11 protein-coding genes are annotated in these 18839 nt (G+C 68.8%); 5 read left to right on the top strand and 6 right to left on the bottom strand.

Annotated features, from left to right (window positions below; translation table 11 throughout):
* The first annotated feature begins 269 nt into the window (after positions 1 to 269).
* Together K9U41_RS00135 and K9U41_RS00130 are read left to right on the top strand one after the other, a co-directional pair.
* Complete coding sequence (locus K9U41_RS00135) at positions 270 to 1319, top strand: efflux RND transporter periplasmic adaptor subunit (protein ID WP_282638809.1); 1050 nt, start codon at positions 270 to 272, stop codon at positions 1317 to 1319.
* 68 nt (positions 1320 to 1387) lie between these two features.
* Complete coding sequence (locus K9U41_RS00130) at positions 1388 to 4459, top strand: efflux RND transporter permease subunit (protein ID WP_282638917.1); 3072 nt, start codon at positions 1388 to 1390, stop codon at positions 4457 to 4459.
* Between the two features lie 181 nt (positions 4460 to 4640).
* Here K9U41_RS00130 and K9U41_RS00125 read toward each other — a convergent pair whose 3' ends face one another.
* Both K9U41_RS00125 and K9U41_RS00120 read right to left on the bottom strand, forming a co-directional pair.
* Positions 4641 to 5210: an HdeD family acid-resistance protein gene (locus K9U41_RS00125; protein WP_282638808.1), complete on the bottom strand. Its 570-nt coding sequence runs from the start codon at positions 5208 to 5210 to the stop codon at positions 4641 to 4643.
* A gap of 532 nt (positions 5211 to 5742) precedes the next feature.
* Positions 5743 to 7047 (bottom strand): L,D-transpeptidase, encoded by a 1305-nt coding sequence (locus K9U41_RS00120; protein ID WP_282638807.1) that lies wholly within the window; start codon positions 7045 to 7047, stop codon positions 5743 to 5745.
* Positions 7048 to 7323: 276 nt separating this feature from the next.
* Here K9U41_RS00120 and K9U41_RS00115 point away from each other — a divergent pair, with 276 nt between their 5' ends.
* From K9U41_RS00115 to metH, 3 genes are all read left to right on the top strand, one after another.
* Positions 7324 to 8343 (top strand): ArsR/SmtB family transcription factor, encoded by a 1020-nt coding sequence (locus K9U41_RS00115; protein WP_282638806.1) that lies wholly within the window; start codon positions 7324 to 7326, stop codon positions 8341 to 8343.
* Entirely contained in the window at positions 8343 to 9284 is a 942-nt protein-coding gene (gene metF, locus K9U41_RS00110) for a methylenetetrahydrofolate reductase [NAD(P)H] (protein ID WP_282638805.1), read from the top strand. Before K9U41_RS00115 ends, metF begins: the two co-directional genes overlap by 1 nt.
* Positions 9285 to 9377: 93 nt before the next feature.
* Complete coding sequence (gene metH, locus K9U41_RS00105) at positions 9378 to 13118, top strand: methionine synthase (RefSeq protein WP_282638804.1); 3741 nt, start codon at positions 9378 to 9380, stop codon at positions 13116 to 13118.
* A gap of 87 nt (positions 13119 to 13205) precedes the next feature.
* On the opposite strand, the gene rsmA is transcribed toward metH, so the two are convergent.
* From rsmA to K9U41_RS00085, 4 genes are all read right to left on the bottom strand, one after another.
* Entirely contained in the window at positions 13206 to 14072 is an 867-nt protein-coding gene (gene rsmA / locus K9U41_RS00100; protein ID WP_282638803.1) for a 16S rRNA (adenine(1518)-N(6)/adenine(1519)-N(6))-dimethyltransferase RsmA, read from the bottom strand.
* On the bottom strand, positions 14069 to 15121 hold the full coding sequence (gene pdxA / locus K9U41_RS00095; protein ID WP_282638802.1) for a 4-hydroxythreonine-4-phosphate dehydrogenase PdxA: 1053 nt from the start codon (positions 15119 to 15121) through the stop codon (positions 14069 to 14071). The genes rsmA and pdxA overlap by 4 nt, the downstream gene beginning before the upstream one ends.
* Before the next feature lie 236 nt (positions 15122 to 15357).
* Positions 15358 to 16269 carry a peptidylprolyl isomerase gene (locus K9U41_RS00090; RefSeq protein ID WP_282638801.1) on the bottom strand — a complete coding sequence of 304 codons (912 nt, stop codon included), beginning with the start codon at positions 16267 to 16269 and terminating at the stop codon, positions 15358 to 15360.
* 110 nt (positions 16270 to 16379) lie between these two features.
* Positions 16380 to 18806 carry an LPS-assembly protein LptD gene (locus tag K9U41_RS00085; protein WP_282638800.1) on the bottom strand — a complete coding sequence of 809 codons (2427 nt, stop codon included), beginning with the start codon at positions 18804 to 18806 and terminating at the stop codon, positions 16380 to 16382.
* Between the last annotated feature and the right edge of the window lie 33 nt (positions 18807 to 18839).

Below are 18839 nucleotides of genomic sequence, written 5' to 3'. Positions count from 1 at the left end.
GATGAAAGACGAGTTTCGTCAGCGTTGAGCTGTAATTCGACATTTCACAGGATCGTGCCATGCCCGTCGCTGCCCCCGAACCCCCTCCGCCTTCCGGTGCGCCGCGCGCCTCGCGTGCCGGCCTGTCACGGACAGGTTTTCTGGCCAGGCCCTTCGCCAAATCCGTGGCCGCAGTGTCCCTTTCCGCAGTGTCCCTTGCAGCCGTCGCCGCGTTTCTGACCGCCTGGGGGGAGCCTGCGCCTGCCCAGACGAAGACGGATGCGCCCCAGGTGGCCCAGCAGTTGGTGGCCCGGCCGGTGCAGGTCACCACCGTCGCCTTCAAGCCGCGCGATGCGGAGAAGACCTTCGTCGGCGTGGTCCGGGCGCGGCGGGAGATCGACCTGGCCTTCCGCGTGGGCGGCAAGATGGTGCAGCGGAAGGTGGAGGTGGGCGACCTCGTGGCGCCGGGCGACGTGGTGGCGCGCATGGACCCCGAAGACCTGAGGCTGGAACTGGAGAGCGCGCGGGCGGAACTCGCCGCCGCCACCGCCAACCTCAACCAGACCTCCGCCGAGGACGGACGCTACCGCTCGCTCACGGCAAAGGGCTACTCCTCCAACGCCGACCTCGACCGCAAGTCCCTCGCCAAGGAGGAGGCGGTTGGCCGGCTGGAGCGGGCGAAACGATCGCTGGAGCTGGCCGAGAACCGGTTGTCCTACGCCGAGCTTGTGGCCGACGCCGCGGGCGTGGTGGTGGCCACCTCCGCCGAGCCGGGGCAGGTGGTGTCGTCCGGCCAGACCATCGTCCGCGTGGCGCGGCTGGACGAGAAGGAGGCCGTGGTCTCCCTGCCCGAGACGGCGCTGGCCGATGCCCGCGCCGCCGACGCCTTCGTGACCCTGTGGGCCGAGCCGGGCCGGCGCATTCCCGCCCGCCTGCGCGAGCTTTCGCCCCAGGCCGATGCCACCTCGCGCACCTATCCCGCCCGCTTCACCCTGACCGGGGCGGATGCCAGCGTCGCCCTGGGCATGACCGCCACCGTGACCCTGCGCCCGAAGGAGCAGCAGGAGGTGGCGCGGCTGCCGTTGTCCGCCGTCATCGATCGGGGCCATGGACCGCAGGTGTTCGTGGTGGATGCGGCCAGCCGCACCCTCGCCGCAAGGCCCGTCACCATCGCCGCCTATACGGAAGACCAGGTGCTGGTGGCTGCCGGCGTCGCGCCCGGCGACGAGGTGGTGACGCTGGGGGTGCAGACGCTGCTTCCGGGCCAGAAGGTGCGCATCGCCAAGCTGCCCGGCAGCACCGACATGGCCTCCGCCGGCCTCAAGGAGATCCGGCCGTGAGCCCCGCCGGCCACACGCCGCAAAGCGCGCCGCCCGAAGGACAGGACGGCGCGGGCTCCGGCTTCAACCTGTCGCGCTGGGCCATCACCCACCGCGCCTTGACCCTGTTCGCCATCCTGCTGCTGGCGGCGGCGGGGGCCTATTCCTACCTCAACCTCGGCCGTGCCGAGGACCCCTCCTTCACCATCAAGGTCATGGTGGTGCAGGCGGCGTGGCCGGGGGCCACCGCCTCCGAGATGCAGGCCCAGGTGGCCGATCCCATCGAGAAGAAGCTGCAATCCCTGCCGTATCTCGACCGGGTGGAGAGCTATTCCCGCCCCGGCGTCTCCTTCGTGCAGATCTTCCTGGCCGATTCTACCCCGGCGCGAGAGGTGAAGGACCTCTGGTACCAGGTGCGCAAGAAGGTCTCCGACGTGCGCGGCGACCTGCCGGCGGGGGTCATCGGCCCCGGCTTCGACGACGAATATGGTGACGTCTATTCCGCCCTCTACATGCTGAGCGGGGAGGGCGCCGCCCCGGCCGAGCTGAAGCGGCAGGCCGAGATCATCCGCCAGCGCCTGCTGCGGGTGAAGGATGTGGAGAAGGTCGACCTCATCGGCGAGCGGCCGGAACGCATCTATATCGAGTTCTCCCACGCCCGCCTTGCCAACCTGGGCGTCACCCCGGCGCAGGTGTTCGACAGCGTCGCCCGGCAGAATGCCGTGGTGGCGGGCGGCGCGGTGGATACCCGCTCCGACCGCATCAATTTGCGCCTCACCGGCGCGTTCAGCGGCGTGGAGGCCATTGCCGAGGTTCCGGTGGCGGTGAACGGGTCGCTGGTGCGGCTCGGCGACATCGCCACCGTGAAGCGCGGCTATGAGGACCCGCCCGCCTTCCTGGTGCGCCAGCATGGCCGCCCCGCCATCGGCATCGGCGTCTCCATGGCGGCGGGCACCAACATCCTCACCCTCGGCAACGAGCTGAAGGCGGCCATGGCGGAGGCCACCGCCGAGCTGCCCATGGGCATCGACGTGACCCAGGTGGCCGACCAGCCGCACATCGTCGACGATTCGGTGGGCGAGTTCCTGAAGACCTTCGTGGAAGCCCTCGTCATCGTGCTGGTGGTGAGCTTCCTGTCGCTGGGCTTCCGCACCGGCATCGTGGTGGCGCTGTCCGTGCCGCTGGTGCTGGCCATCGTGTTCCTGGTGATGTTCGCCACCGGCATGGACCTGCATCGCATCACCCTGGGCGCGCTCATCATCGCCCTGGGCCTTTTGGTGGACGATGCCATCATCGCCATCGAGATGATGGTGGTGAAGATGGAGGAGGGCTGGGACCGCATGCGCGCGGCCACCTTCGCCTGGACCTCCACCGCCTTCCCCATGCTCACCGGCACGCTGGTGACCGCCGCCGGCTTCCTGCCGGTGGGCTTCGCCAAGTCGTCCTCCGGCGAATATGCCGGCGGCATATTCTGGGTGGTGGGCTTTGCCCTCATCGCCTCCTGGTTTGTGGCGGTGATCTTCACGCCCTATCTCGGCACCGTGCTTTTGCCCGACATGAAGAAGGGCCATGCCCACGAGATGCACGACGGCCGCCTCTACCGTGCCTTCCGCCGGGTGCTGGAGGCGAGCCTGCGGCACCGTTTCCTGGTGATCGGCGCCACGGTGGCGATGTTCGTCGGCTCCGTCGTGGCGTTCGGCCTTGTGCAGCAGCAGTTCTTCCCCACCTCCACCCGGCCCGAGCTGTTCCTGGAGATGCGCCTGCCCGAGGGCACGTCCATCACCGTCACCGAGGCCACGGCGAAGAAGGCCGAGGCCCTGATCGGCGACGATGCCGACGTGGCGACGGCCACCACTTACGTGGGCCGCGGCGCGCCGCGCTTCTGGCTCGGCCTCAACCCGGTGCTGCCGAACCCGAATTTCGCGCAGATCGTCATCGTGGCGAAGGACATCGAGGGCCGCGAGCGGCTCAAGGCGCGGCTCGACGGCGCCATCGCCGAGGGCGCGCTCTCGGAAGCGCGGGTGCGCGTCGACCGCTTCGTGTTCGGCCCGCCGGTGGGCTTCCCGGTGCAGTTCCGCGTGGTGGGGCCGGACCCCATCGCGGTGCGCGACATCGCCGAGAAGGTGCGCGTGGTCATGGCCGCCGACAAGGACATGATCGACCCGCACCTCAATTGGGGCGAGCAGGTCAAGTCCATCACCCTCGCCGTGGACCAGGACCGCGCCCGCGCCATCGGCACCACCCCGCGGGATCTCGCGGAGACGCTCCAGACCCTGCTGTCCGGCTATACCGTGACCCAGCATCGCGAGGGCAACCTGCTCATCGACGTGGTGGCCCGCGCCGTGCCCGAGGAGCGGGTGGATCTCGAGCACCTCGCCGCCCTCACGGTGACCACCCGCAACGGGCTCGCCGTGCCGCTGGGACAGGTGGCGCGCATCGCCTATGCCCATGAGGAGCCCATCCTCTGGCGGCGCGACCGCGACCTGGTGCTCACCGTGCGCGGCGACGTGAAGGACGGGGTGCAGCCGCCGGACGTGACCACCCGCATCCTGCCCCGGCTCGACGCCATCAAGGCGGAGCTTTCGCCCGGCTATCGCATCGAGACCGGCGGCTCCATCGAGGAGAGCGCCAAGGCCAATGCCTCGCTGGCGGCGGTGTTCCCGGTGATGATCATCGTCATGCTGACGCTGCTGATGATCCAGCTGCAGAGCTTCTCGCGCCTGGCGCTGGTGCTGGCCACGGCGCCGCTCGGGCTCATCGGCGCGGCGGCGGGGCTGCTCATCGCCCACAAGCCGTTCGGCTTCGTGGCGCTGCTGGGCCTCATCGCGCTGGCCGGCATGATCATGCGCAACACGGTGATCCTGGTGGACCAGATCGACCACGACATCCGCGACGGCCACACCCCCCACCGCGCCATCGTGGATGCCACGGTCCGCCGGGCGCGGCCGGTGGTGCTCACGGCGCTGGCGGCGGTGCTGGGCATGATCCCGCTGGCGGAGAGCGTGTTCTGGGGCCCCATGGCGGTGACCATCATGGGCGGCCTGCTGGTGGCCACCGTGCTCACCCTGCTGGTGGTGCCGGCGCTCTACGCCACCTGGTTCCGCGTGAAGGTGACGGACGACGAGCCCGCGCCGGCAGCCCTGCCGCAGCCGGCCGAGTGAATGTGCCACCCGAGCGGCGCGCCCTCCGGGCGTCGCACCTGGGTGGACACCAGCTGTCCCGGCGCCCCCCGGGACGGTCCTCCTTGCCCGGTCGCGGCTAGCGCCCCCGGCCGTGGCCGGGCGGGAGGATAGTTTGATCGGCAGCGCTTCGCCCGATGGTCCGGGCGGAGCGCGCCCCGCCTCAGTTCTTCTTCTCGCGCAGGGCGAGGCCGAACATGAGCGTGCCGACGCCGTTGACGATGAGATCCACGCCCAGGAACAGGCCGAGGATGTAGACCGAGTTCACCGGCCAGCGGGCGATGATGATGGCGCCCAAAAGCAGGGTGACGATGCCCGACACCACGATGAAGCCCCAGCCCTTGCCGGGACGGGAGCCGACGCCGGCGAAGATGCGGAAGATGCCTTCCACCGCCAGCGCCACGCCGATCATCAGGGTCAGCACGCCGGCGCCGAGCAGCGGGTTGCTGATCATGAGGCCGCCGGCCACCACGTAGAGCACGCCGGCCAGCAGCCAGTAGAAGAAGCGCCCCCAGCCCTGGACCCGGAAGGCGTGGATGACCTGGACCACGCCGCCCACGAGAACCAGCGCGCCCACCCACAGCACCGTGACGAAGGTGGAGGCGAGCACATGGGCGAGGGCCACGAACCCGAGCACGATGAAGGCGATGCCCAGCACCGCGAACCAGCCCCAGCTGGCGCGGACGGCGTGGAGCTGGTCGGTGACCGTGGATGCGGGCGTTTGTGCAGGCATTGTCATTTTGCCGTCTCCCGATGCGAGGTCATGAAGCCCTCGCCGGTTGGGGTGAGTCGTTCCACCCTCTGCAATCATACAGGAGGAACCGGCAGCTCACAGCGCGGGGTGTACCGGAGTTGGGGTGCAATCCGGAGCCTTGGCCGGCGCGCGCAGGAACAGCCCCGGCGTCGGGGGCAAGACCTGAGGGGCGTGATGGATGGTGCGAAGGGCGCCTGTCCGTCGCCGCCCGGCTCATCGCTGGGGAACGAAGCGGTGTGTGGGGTGGCGCGGTGACGAACTGGAATTGGCCGGCCGCGCCATGGGCGAACGCCGGAGCGATTCGCACGCCAGAGCTGTCCGGAGAGGAGGCGGGCTGGAACAGAGCCTATGGGGCAGGCTCAGGCATCGCAGTCATCGCGTCGGCCCGGATTGAGACCGGGGAGGCATCCCGCGCGAGGGGGATGTTCGGGCGCGTGGCGACGCAGCGGAGGCAGGCGAAGAACACAGGGAAACCCGGCCGGCGCGCAGGGCGCCGACCGGATTTGAAGGCTCAGCGCTGGGCCGGGACCACGGGCTTGCCGGTGGACGCGGTGGAGACCGGGGCGGGGGCGCCGGCATTGGCCTGCGGGCCGCCGGTCTTCGGCAGGATCACCACCTTGGTGCCCACGCCGGCGCGGTCGAACAGGTCTTCGATATCGGCGTTCAGCAGGCGGAAGCAGCCGGACGATACGAACTTGCCGATGGTCTGCGGCTCGTTGGTGCCGTGGATGCGGTATTCGGTGCTGCCCAGATAGAGAGCGCGCGCGCCCATGGGATTGCCCGGGCCGCCGGCCATGAAGCGCGGCAGGTAAGGCTGGCGCTGGATCATCTCGGACGGCGGACGCCAGTCGGGCCATTCCGCCTTGCGGGAGATCTTCTGGGTGCCGGCCCAGGTGAAGCCCTCGCGGCCCACGCCGATGCCGTAGCGGATCGCCTTGCCGCCGCCCACCACGTAATAGAGGTAGGTGTTGGGCGTATCGATGATGATGGTGCCGGCCGGCTGGGTGGTCACATAGTCCACCGTCTGGCGGCGGAAGCGATCCGGCACCGGCTCGGTCGGGTCCACGTTCTCGATGCGGGGTCCGGACGGCGCCTCGGTGGTGCCGGGGACCACGGCCGCGTTGGGCGAATACGCGCCGGCGGGCGGCGGACCCGCATTGATGCTGGCATAGATGGCGTCCTGGTCCACCGCGCCGCGGCCGGAACCGCCGTAGGTGGCCTGCGCCGACGGCTCATGGGCGGCAGGGGCGGGCTGGCCGTAGACACTGGCCGGCGGCGCTTCAGCCTGGGGCGCGGCATAGGTCTGCTGGCTGTAGCCCTGGTTGCCGTAGCCCTGATTGCCATAGGTCTGGTTGCCGTAGGTTTGACCCTGGGGCACGACCGCGGCCGGCTGCGGGCCGCCCTGGGGGACGACGGCGCTCGGCGCGGCCGAATAGGTCGGCTGCACCGGCTGCGGATAGCCCTGCTGCGGGTAACCTTGCTGGGGATAGGCCTGCTGGGGGTAGCCCTGCTGCGGATAAGGCTGCGCCGCGGGCGCGCCATAGGCCGGCGTGCCCTGCTGGCCGGGGGGCGGCAACTCGGTGCGCTCCAGCTGGTCGCGGCGCACGGGGGCCTGACGGGCGTAAGGATCTGAATAGCCGGGAGGGGGAGCCCCATAGCCGCTCACGGAGCCGGGCGGCAGCGTGCCCGTTTCCTCTTCGTCTGCCGCGTTGGCGGGCAGGCTGTAGCTCGTGCCATTGGCGGCCTGGCCGAAGGCCGGCGCGGTGAGAACCGATGCCCCGAAGGCGGCGAGGAGAAGTTTGTGGCGCAGGGTCATATGAGAGGGTTAACCGTGAAACGTGACGAAATTGGAAACGGGGCGCGGAAAATTTCGCACGCCACATCGGTAATATCGTAGAGCAACGCCGGGCACGCCCGCGCCTCCGCCGATCTGTGACAAAAGCGTGTATGCCTGCCGTTGTGCGGGCGCAACGACGCTTCGCGCAGCGCCGCTGATCGTGATCGGCATGGCTGGGAGCGGCCGGCGCGCCCCCGCGTCATGGTGCAGCGGAGGCGCTTGAATGTGGCGACGTTAGGATATAAAGATATCTTTATGTCAAATCAGAAGCCGCGCCAGCCCCTGTCGTTCCCCGCCGTGCTCGAAAGCCTGAAGGCGGCGGGCGAGGACACGCGCCTGCGCTTGATCGCGGTGCTGGGCGAGGCGGAGCTGACCGTTTCGGACCTCACCGAGATCCTGGGCCAGTCCCAGCCGCGCATCTCGCGCCATCTCAAGCTCCTGGCCGAGGCCGGGCTGGTGGAGCGGCACCGCGAGGCGAGCTGGATCTTCTATCGGCGCGCGGCGGATGGGGCGGGCGGGCGAATCGGCACCGCGCTCCTTGATCTGCTGGACCGCGACGATCCGGTGCTGGTGGGCGACCGGGCGCGGCTCGTGGCGGTGCGGGCGGCGCGCGCCGCGGCAGCGCAGGCCTATTTTGCCGCCCACGCCCGCGAGTGGGACGAGATCCGCCGGCTCCACGTGCCCGAGGCGGCGGTGGAAGCGGCGGTGCGGCAGGTGCTGGGCGCCGCGCCGATCCAGTCGCTGCTGGACCTTGGCACCGGCACCGGCCGCATGCTGGAAGTGTTCGCCCCCGATATCGAGCGGGGCATGGGCATCGACCTGTCGCCGGATATGCTCGGCGTCGCCCGCACCAATCTGGAGCGGGCCGGCATCCGCCACTGCCTGCTGCGCCAGAGCGACATCTACGCCGTGCCGGCGCCGCGCGATTCGTTCGATGCGGTGATCGTGCATCAGGTGCTGCATTATCTCGACGACGGCGGTCGCGCGTTGAAGGAGGCGGCGCGGGTACTGCGCCCGGGCGGGCGCCTGCTGGTGGTGGATTTCGCGCCCCACGGCCTCGAATTCCTGCGCGACGCCCACGCCCACCGCCATCTCGGCTTCCCGCGCGAGACGGTGGAGGGATGGCTGGCCGACGCCGGGCTCGATCTCGTCACCTTCCGCACCCTCGCGCCCGACGGCAAGGCGGGGGACGGGCTCACCGTTTCGCTCTGGCTGGCGCGCGATCCGCGCGTCCTCATGGCCGGGGCCGACCTTGCCGACAGGGAGATTGCCTGATGACCACGCCCGCCCTTGCTCCTGCTCCCGCCCCGGTCCGGGCGAGCCGGGAGATGGACCGGCCGCCGGTGAAGGTCTCCTTCGAGTTCTTCCCGCCGAAGTCGCCGGAGATGGAAAAGACCCTGTGGTCGTCCATCGCCCGCCTCGCGCCGCTGTCGCCCGATTTCGTCTCGGTCACCTACGGCGCGGGCGGCTCCACCCGCGAGCGGACCCATGCGACGGTGGAGCGCATCGTGAAGGAGACCGACCTTGCCCCCGCCGCCCACCTCACCTGCGTGTCGGCGAGCCGGGAGGAGATCGACGCCGTGGTCACCGCCTACAAGGCGGCAGGCGTGAAGCATATCGTCGCCCTGCGCGGCGATCCGGTGACCGGGGTCGGCACACGCTACGAGCCGCACCCGGGCGGCTATGCCTATGCCAATGACCTCGTGGCCGGCATCAAGCGCATCGGCGATTTCGAGGTGTCGGTCTCCGCCTATCCGGAGAAGCATCCCGAGAGCGCCAGCCTCGATGCCGACATCGACGTGCTGAAAGCCAAGGTGGATGCGGGCGCGACGCGCGCCATCACCCAGTTCTTCTTCGAGAACGACGTGTATTTCCGCTATCTGGACAAGGTGCGGGCGCGGGGCATCGACATTCCCATCGTGCCCGGCATCCTGCCCGTGACCAATTTCAAGCAGGCCTCGAACTTTGCCACCCGCACCGGCGCCAGCGTGCCGGCCTGGCTGCTGCGGCGGTTCGAGGGCCTCGACGACGATGCGGAGACGCGCAAGCTCATCGCCGCCGCCGTGGCCGCCGAGCAGGTGACCGACCTTGTTGATCGCGGTGTCACCGATATCCATTTCTATACGCTGAACCGCGCCGATCTCGTCTACGCCATCTGCCACCTTCTGGGCCTGCGGCCCAAGGCAGAGGCGGCGCCGCAGGCGCTGGCGGTCTGAACCGAAGCAACCCTTCCGGCCGGCGCCCGTCGCCGGCCCCATTTTCACCGTGGCGGGCCACAAGGCCGCGTCCCGAGGCCCCGAGACTGACCCATGAGCGCTCAAGATACCCGCGCAGCCGACACCTTCTCAGCCCTCGCCAAGGCCGCATCCGAGCGCATCCTCGTGCTCGACGGCGCCATGGGCACCATGATCCAGGGGCTGAAGCTGGACGAGGCCGGCTATCGCGGGCAGCGCTTTGCCGACTGGCCGCGCGACGTGAAGGGCAACAACGACCTTCTCAGCCTCACCCAGCCCGATGCGGTGCGGGCCATCCACTTGGAATATTTCCGCGCCGGCGCAGACATGGTGGAGACCAACACCTTCTCCGGCACCTCCATCGCCCAGGCCGACTACGGCATGGAGGAGCTGGTCTACGAGCTGAATTTCGAGAGCGCCCGCCTCGCCCGGGAGGCCGGCGACATCGCCCAGGCCGAGGACGGCCGTCCGCGCTTCGTCGCCGGCGCCTTCGGCCCCACCAACCGCACCGCCTCCATCTCCCCGGACGTGAACGACCCCGGCTTCCGTGCCGTGACCTTCGACGACCTCGCCCGCGCCTATCACGAGCAGGCGCGCGGCCTCATCGACGGCGGGGCGGACATCCTGCTGGTGGAGACCATCTTCGACACGCTGAACGCCAAGGCGGCCATCTTCGCCATCGAGCAGCTGTTCGCCGAGCGCGGCATCCGCCTGCCGGTGATGATTTCCGGCACCATCACCGACCTTTCCGGCCGCACCCTCTCCGGCCAGACGCCCGCCGCTTTCTGGTATTCGCTCCAGCACGCGCAGCCGTTCTCCATCGGCCTCAACTGCGCGCTGGGGGCGCGGGAGATGCGCGCCCATGTGGCCGAGATCGGCCGGGTGGCGGACACGCTGGTGTGCGCCTATCCCAACGCCGGCCTGCCCAACGAATTCGGCATGTATGACGAGAGCCCGGAAGCCATGGCGGAGCTGGTGGGCGAGTTCGCCTCGTCCGGCCTCGTGAACATCGTCGGCGGCTGCTGCGGCACCACGCCCGCCCATATCCGCGCCATCGCGGACGCTGTGAAGGGCAAGGCGCCCCGCGTGGTGCCGCAGATCGAGCCGCGCCTGCGCCTCGCCGGCCTCGAGCCGTTCGAGCTGACGCCGGAAATCCCCTTCGTCAACGTGGGCGAGCGCACCAACGTCACCGGCTCCGCGCGCTTCCGCAAGCTCATCACCACCGGCGACTTTGCCGCCGCGCTGGCGGTGGCGCGGGACCAGGTGGAAAGCGGCGCCCAGGTCATCGACATCAACATGGACGAAGGCCTCCTCGACAGCGAGGCGGCCATGATCACCTTCCTCAACCTCGTCGCCGCCGAGCCGGACATCGCCAAGGTGCCGGTGATGGTGGACAGCTCCAAGTGGGAGATCATCGAGCAGGGGTTGAAGCGTCTTCAGGGCAAGGGCATCGTCAATTCCATCTCCATGAAGGAGGGCGAGGACGCCTTCCGCGAGAAGGCCCGGCTGGTGCGCTCCTACGGCGCCGCCGTGGTGGTGATGGCCTTCGACGAGGAGGGCCAGGCCGACACCTTCGAGCGCAAGACCCAGATCTGCGCCCGGGCCTATCGCATCCTTACCCAGGAACTGGGCTTCCCGCCGGAAGACATCATCTTCGATCCCAACGTGTTCGCGGTGGCCACCGGCATCGAGGAGCATTCCGGCTATGGCGTCGCCTTCATCGAGGCGACCCGCTGGATCCGGCAGAACCTGCCCCACGCCCATGTGTCGGGGGGCGTCTCCAACCTGTCGTTCTCGTTCCGCGGCAACGAGCCGGTGCGCGAGGCCATGCACGCAGTGTTCCTCTATCACGCCATCCAGGCGGGCATGGACATGGGCATCGTCAATGCCGGCCAGCTCGCCGTCTATGACGAGATCGAGGCAGGCCTGCGCGAGGCCTGCGAGGACGTGGTGCTGAACCGCCGCGCCGACGCCACCGAGCGCCTTTTGGAGATCGCCGAAGGCTTCAAGGGCACCGCCGGCAAGGAGAAGCGCGAGGCGGATCTGGCCTGGCGCTCCTGGCCGGTGGACAAGCGCCTCGCCCATGCCCTCGTCAACGGCATCACCGACTTCGTGGAGGTGGACACCGAGGAGGCGCGCCAATCCGTCGCCCGGCCGCTCCACGTCATCGAGGGCCCGCTGATGGCGGGCATGAACGTGGTGGGCGACCTGTTCGGCGCCGGCAAGATGTTCCTGCCCCAGGTGGTGAAGTCCGCCCGCGTGATGAAGCAGGCGGTGGCCTATCTCATGCCCTTCATGGAGAAGGAAAAGGCGGAGATGGGCGTCACCTCCGCCTCGGCCGCCGGCAAGGTGCTGATGGCCACCGTGAAGGGCGACGTGCACGACATCGGCAAGAACATCGTGGGCGTGGTGCTCCAGTGCAACAATTACGAGGTCATCGACCTCGGCGTCATGGTGCCCATGGCCAAGATCCTCGAAACCGCCAAGGCCGAGAGCGTGGACGTGATCGGCCTCTCCGGCCTCATCACCCCGTCGCTGGACGAGATGGTGAATGTGGCCGCGGAGATGGAGCGGGAGGGCTTTTCCCTGCCGCTGCTCATCGGCGGGGCCACCACCTCGCGCGTCCACACGGCGGTGAAGATCTCGCCCCGCTACGAGCGGGGACAGGCGGTCTATGTCACCGACGCCAGCCGGGCGGTGGGCGTGGTTTCCAACCTGCTCAACAAGGAGACGCGTGGCGCCTATGTGGCCGACATCCGCGCCGAGTATCGCAAGCTCGCGGAAGCCCACGCGCGGGCCGACGCCAACAAGCAGCGCGTGCCCCTCGCCAAGGCGCGCGACAACGCCCTGAAGCTGGACTTTTCCGCCTATGAGGCACCCAAGCCCGGCTTCCTCGGCACCCAGGTGTTCGAGGACCACGACCTTGCGGATCTCGTCCCCTTCATCGACTGGACGCCCTTCTTCCAGTCCTGGGAATTGACCGGGCGCTACCCGGCCATTCTCGAGGACCCTGTGGTGGGCGAGCCGGCCCGCGCGCTGTTTGCCGACGCGCAGGCCATGCTGGAAAAGATGGTGGCGCAGAAGTGGGTGACCGCCCGCGCCGTGGTGGGCTTCTGGCCCGCCAATGCCATGGGCGACGACATCGTCCTGTTCCGCGACGACACCCGCAAGACGCCGCTGGCCACCCTCCACACCCTGCGCCAGCAGCTGGCGAAGCGCGACGGGCGCTTCAACCTCGCGCTGTCGGATTTCGTCGCGCCGCTGGAGACCGGGGTCGCCGATTATGTGGGTGGCTTCGCGGTGACCACCGGCATCGGCGAGGAGGAGCGGGTGGCGGCCTTCAAGGCCGCCAACGACGATTATTCCGCCATCCTGCTCAAGGCCCTGTGCGACCGCCTCGCCGAGGCCTTCGCCGAGCGCCTGCACCATCTGGTTCGCACAGGGCTGTGGGGCTATGCGGCGGACGAGGCCCTCGCCAACGACGACCTCATCGCCGAGCGCTATCGCGGCATCCGCCCCGCGCCCGGCTATCCGGCCCAGCCCGACCACACGGAAAAGGCGACGATCTTCCGCCTGCTCGACGCCACCCACAAGGCGGGCATCCAGCTGACGGAGAGCTTCGCCATGTGGCCGGGGGCGGCGGTGTCGGGGCTGTATTTCGCCCACCCCGAGAGCGCCTATTTCGGCGTCGGCCGCATCGAGCGCGACCAGGTGGAGGATTATGCCGCCCGCAAGGGCTGGAGCGTGGAAGAGGCCGAGAAGTGGCTCGCCCCCATCCTCAACTACGATCCGGCACGGGTGGAGGCGGCGGAGTAGGGGGCGCCAGGCAGACCCGGCCAGTCTCTATCGAGGCGGTCGGACCCATCGCCCAAAGTGCCGAGGGGCGATCGCGACCTCACACCGTCACGCCGTCACGCCGGCTCCCGCCTTCAGCTGTGCGAACACATTCGCCAGCCGGACGAAGCCGTCCACGTCGATCTCCTCGGCCCGCGCCGTCTCCTCCACGCCGGTGGCCGCGAGCAGGGCGGCGGTGTCCACGCCCAGGGATTTCAGGCTCTGGCGCAGCATCTTGCGGCGCTGGCCGAAGGCGGCTTCCGTCACCTTCTCCAAGGCGGAAAGGGCGCAGGGCAGGGGCTCGGCCCGCGGCACCAGATGCACCACGGAGGAGGTGACCTTCGGCGGCGGCACGAAGGCGGAGGGGGCCACATCGAAGGCGATGCGCGCCGTGGTCCGCCAGCCCGCCAGCACCGCGAGCCGGCCATAGGCCTTCGAGCCCGGCGCGGCGACGATGCGCTCCGCCACCTCCTTCTGGAACATGAGGGTGAGGGAGGAGAACCAGGGCGGCCAGGGATCCGTGGAGAGCCAGCCGATGAGCAGCATCGTCGCGATATTATAGGGCAGGTTCGCCACCACCCGCACTTCACCGTCACCCACGAGGGGGCGCACGTCCACCTTCAGGGCGTCGCCGGAGATCACCTCCAGCCGGCCCGGATAATGGTCACTGACTTCCGCCAGCGCATCGAGGCAGCGCTGATCGCGCTCGATGGCAATGACGCGCTTCGCGCCCAAGGCGAGCAGAGCCCGGGTCAGCCCGCCCGGCCCGGGGCCCACCTCCACCACGGTCGCCCCGTCGAGGGGGCCGGAGGCGCGGGCGATGCGGCCGGTGAGGTTGAGATCCAGAAGGAAGTTCTGGCCCAGCGACTTCTGCGCCGAGAGGCCGTGCCGCCGGATGACATCGCGCAGCGGCGGCAATTCGTCGAGGGCGCTCACGCCACGCTCGCCGCGCGCCGGCCCTCGCGCTCCGCAAGCGCTGATTCCGCATCCGCGAGGCGGCGGGCGAGCCGGAGCGCCGCCACCAGGCTGGAGGGGTTGGCGCGGCCGGTGCCGGCGATGTCGAAGGCGGTGCCGTGATCGGGCGAGGTGCGGATGAAGGGCAGGCCCAGCGTCACGTTCACCCCGTCGTGGAAGGCCAGCGTCTTGGCCGGGATCAGCACCTGGTCGTGATACATGCCTACCGCCACGTCGTAGCCGGCCCGCGCCTGCGGGTGGAACAGGGTGTCGGCAGGCAGGGGGCCGCGGGCGTCAATGCCCTCGCGCCTGAGGGCGTCCACCGCGGGGCGCGCGATGGCCTCGTCCTCGGTGCCGAGGGTGCCCTCCTCGCCCGCATGGGGGTTGAGGCCGCAGAACACCAGCCGGGGCCGGGCGAGGCCGAAGCGCCGGGCCATGTCGCCGGCGACGATGCGGCCGGTCTCCACCAGCAGGTCGACGGTGAGATGGGCGGGCACGTCCGCATAGGGCAGGTGGATGGTGGCCGGCACCACGGCGAGCTGGTCCGACCAGATCATCATCACCGGATGGGGCGCGGGACGGCCGGGGCGCGCGGCGCGGGCGGCGAGGAACTCGGTGTGGCCCGGAAACGGGAAGCCACCCGCATACATGACCGATTTCGCCAGCGGATTGGTGACCAGCGCCGCCGCCCGGCCCGCCTGGACGAGGCCGAGCGCCGCTTCCAGGCTCGCCACCACGCAGGGCGCGCTGGAGGCATCCGGCTTGCCGGGCGCCGCGGTGGAGGCGGGGCCGCAGGGGAGCACGGGCAGCATCTCGGCGAAGCGGACGGCGGCGTCTTCCGGCCCGGCCTCGGCGAGCGGCACGGTGAGGCCGAGATGGCGCGCGCGGGCTTTGAGCGCCACGGGATCGCCGGCGACGAGGAAGGCGGGAAGGCCCAGGTCCCGGCGCTGCGCCCAGGCCATGAGCGTGATGTCGGGGCCGATGCCGGCGGGATCGCCGAGGGAGAGGACGAGGGGGGCGGGCGCGACCATCACAGCGTTTTCCGCAAAAGTTGAAACCGGTTTTGCGTCATGAAAACGCGTTGAAACGGCGGAAGGGCCGGCTCGCCGGAACCGCCCCTTTGGCTATCAGTATCGTCGGCCTCGGTCTTCGACCGATGCCAGGTGGATTACGCTCAATCGCCGCGCGGGCTTGACCCATGGCTCAAGCTCAGGGGCCATGGGTATAAGGTCGGATCGAAGGCCCGGGTTTGCAACCCGTGGGCGCTTCAGCGGCGGCGATATTCGATGAGCGACTGCTTCCTCAGCTCCGCCATGAACTTCTTGGATTCCGCGGCGAACTGGACGTTGGACAGCTCGTCCTTGATTTCCTTCTTCTGCGAACTCTCGCCGCGCACTTCGCGCTTGCCGCAGATGGCGAAGGTCTCGACCCCGGACTGGGCCACTTCTGGCGGGGTGAGCCGGCCCACCTCGGTCTTGTCGAGGAGCTGCCGCAGCTGGGGCGGCATTTCGGAGGACAGGCGCGTCACCTTGGGTCGCACCACGACCTCTTTCAATGATTTCGCCATTTCCGCGCCGGCGTCGCAGTCGGTGAAGCGGCCGCGCAGGGCATTGGCCTCGGCGAGGCGCGCGCCGTAATTGGCGGTGGTGCGCGGCACCACGAAGACAATGGGCATGAGCGTGTATTCGGTGGCGACCAGCTGGGTCTCCCCGCGCTTCTGCAGCGCGGCGATGACGTCCGCGTCGCGCACGTTCACGGTGCCGGAGCGGGCGCGCACATACTGGCCCCAGACATAGTCGGCGAGCAGCTTCTGCTTGAAGGTGCGATCGCTGAGGCCCTGCTGCTTGAAGCCTTCACTGAGCTGTTCAGGCGTCCGGCCCGATCGCTCGGCGACCCCCGCGTACAGGCGATCCACGTCCTTCTGCTCCACCTCCATCTTGAGGCGGATGGCCTGCTGGATCTTGATGCGCTCGTCGATGAGGTCTTCGAGGGCCTGCTGCGATGTCACGCCCTTGCGCTCGATCATCTGGTGCATGAGCTGGCGCTGCGCCACGTCATAGGTGGTGATGGGGTCCCCGTTCACCATCACGATGATCTGCTGGGCCTGCGCGGGCGCGCCGGTCCCGAGGGCGAGGAAGGCCAGCGCAAGGGCCGTGAGGAGAAAATGACGAAGCAGCATGATCCTGTCCGAAGGTCAGACGGCGACTTGTGTCCCCTTCCTGTGGCGGCATTGCGGCCCGCTTTGCAGACCGCAGCCGAAGCTGCGGCCGGCTCAGCCGGCGCGGGGCCTCACTGGCTGGTTTCGCTGCTGGAGCCGAAGGAGGTGGAGAACCCGCCCTCGCCAAGTGTCCTCAGCCCGATGCGGAACATCACCCTGTTGACCGGCGCCGCATTGGGGCCGTTCAGGGTGTAGTCGGTGACGTAGTTGAGGGCGAGGGTGAAGCAGTCGTCGATATAGCTGAGGCCCACCAGCGTGTAGTCGAACTCGCCGGCGGCGAAGTCGTAGCGCACCGCGCCACGGACGGCCCAATTGTCGTTCAGCTTGTACGAGGCGTTGGTGTAGATGCCCTCGCGCTGGTCATAATAGCCCAGGAGCGGCTGCGCTTCATAGCGGCCGTAGGTGACGGCCACGTTGAACCGGTCGATCTCCGCCCGCCCCTGCAACTCGAAGCGCTGCATGGAGAGGTTGTCGTTGTCGAACCGGAAGCGGGTCACGAACTCGAGATGCTTGGTGGGCGAATAGCCGAACTTGGCGATGTAGTCGGACGCTGTGGTCTCGAGGCCGGACTCGAGGCCCGTATTGGCCATGTCGCCATAGGCAAACGAGTTCCGGCCGAACAGGTTGTAGGACTGGCCAATCACCGCTGTGACAAGGCCCGCCCCGTGGATGGCGGCGGTATAGGTCACGCCGAGATTGACGCGGCTGCCGCCCTCGACCCGGTCGTAGCCCGAATATTTGTTCACCTCGAACAGGTTGGTGTCGTCGAACACCAGGCTCTGGGCATCCTCGTTCGGGAAGTTGCCGATGTCCGTCTCGTTCGGCCGGATGATGACCTGGGCCCGCGGCTCGATGATCTGGGTGCCCCAGCTCTCGGCGGAGATGAAGGGATACTTGTAGTCGAGGCCCACCGCCGGCATGCCCCGGATCAGGTCGTCGGCGCCGGACTGGAGCGTGTTCTGGCCGGGCAAGGTGGCGCCGTACATGTAGCTGTAGGGCAGGTAGCCGGTGTTCACGGAGGCGACGTCCACCCGCGCGGTCACGAAGGGTGTCCAGATCTGGCCCGCGGAATCGGTGATGGCCTTCTTCCAGTAAAGCTCCGCGGACAGGCGCGTGTAGTCGCCCGGCGCACCGCGCAGCAGGCACTGCTCGGGATTGGGGTTCATGAGCGCGCAGGAGCCGGTCGGGATGCCCACGGCGCCGGTGGAGGAGGTGAGCGCCGAGGTGCCGATGAAGTCGGCCTCCTGGCGGGTCAGGCTGGTGAGGTTCGCCTTGATGCCGGATTCACCGCCCCACAGGGCCTTGTCGAACACCTTGTTGTAATTGAGCGTACCGACGATGGGCTGCAGGTCCTGGTTGTCGGTCACCGACAGGCCGAGGAAATAAAGCCCGCGCACGTCGAAAAAGGAGCGGTCGCCCTGGCCGGTGAGATAGACGGTGGAGGTCTTTGTGGAGACCCCGTCGCCGATCAGATTGTAGTCCTGGAGGAAGGTGCGGTCGGAGACCAGGGTTCCATCCCAGCCGAAGGTCCAGAACTTGTTGAGCGCGAACGCGCCGGTGCTCTGCAGGGCGCCGCGGTTGTCGCGATAGCCGGGCAGATATTCGGTCAGCCCGTAGGACGTGGTGGTGAAGGCGTCCTTGTCCTGCTGCATGATGCCGGCGGCGCGGATGGTATAGGCGCCGTTGATCAGGCGCTGCCGCCACTCGGCCTGCATCAGCACACCCTGCTCGGTGGTGACGGCGGGCGTCAGGGTCAGGTCGCGATCGGGGGCGATGTTCCAGAAGAACGGCGTGCCGACGCCATAGCCGATCTGGCTCGACGAGAAGAATTCCGGAATGAGGAAGCCGGTCTTGCGCTTCACCGTCGGATCCGGCGAGGACAGGTACGGGAAATAGGCCACAGGCATGCCGAAGAACTCTACCCAGGCATCCTGATAGTAGATCATCTTCTCGTCTTCGTTGTGGACGATCTTCTTGGCCTTGATCTGCCACAGCGGAGGCTTGCTCGGGTCGTCCTTGCACGGTTCGCAGGCGGTGTAGACGCCGTTCTGGAACACGGTCACGTTGCCGTCCGTGCGGTCGGCGCGGGTGGCGGCGAAGTGGGTCCTGTCCGGGGTGTCGAGGCGCAGGGAATCGATGAAGCCCTGCTTGAAGTCCTGCGTCAGCTCCAGGTTGTCCGCGGTGACGATCTTGCCGTCCTTGTCCTTCAGCCGGACATTGCCCTGGGCGAACAGGGTGTTCGACTTGCGGTCGAGCACCACCCGGTTCGCCTCCAGGGTCGAGCCGTCGTAATAGATCTGGACCGTGCCGACGGCGGAGACCGTTTCCCTCTGGTAGTCGTATTCGAGCTGGTCGGCCGTCACCAGCATCTTCTGGTTCGGGTCGAGCTTGCCCGCGCCGGCGAAGCCGGAGCCGAGCGCGCTGGGGGTGATGTTGGGCTGCTGGTCGCTCTGCGTCTGCGCAACCGCGGGAGCGGCGGCGACGAGGCTTGCTGCCATCAGAAAGAGGCCAGCCGCGGACGCAAGCACCCC

The organism is Xanthobacter autotrophicus, from assembly GCF_029991245.1.
Taxonomy (GTDB): Bacteria; Pseudomonadota; Alphaproteobacteria; order Rhizobiales; family Xanthobacteraceae; genus Xanthobacter; species Xanthobacter autotrophicus_C.
This window is presented reverse-complemented; position numbering and strand designations above follow the sequence as displayed.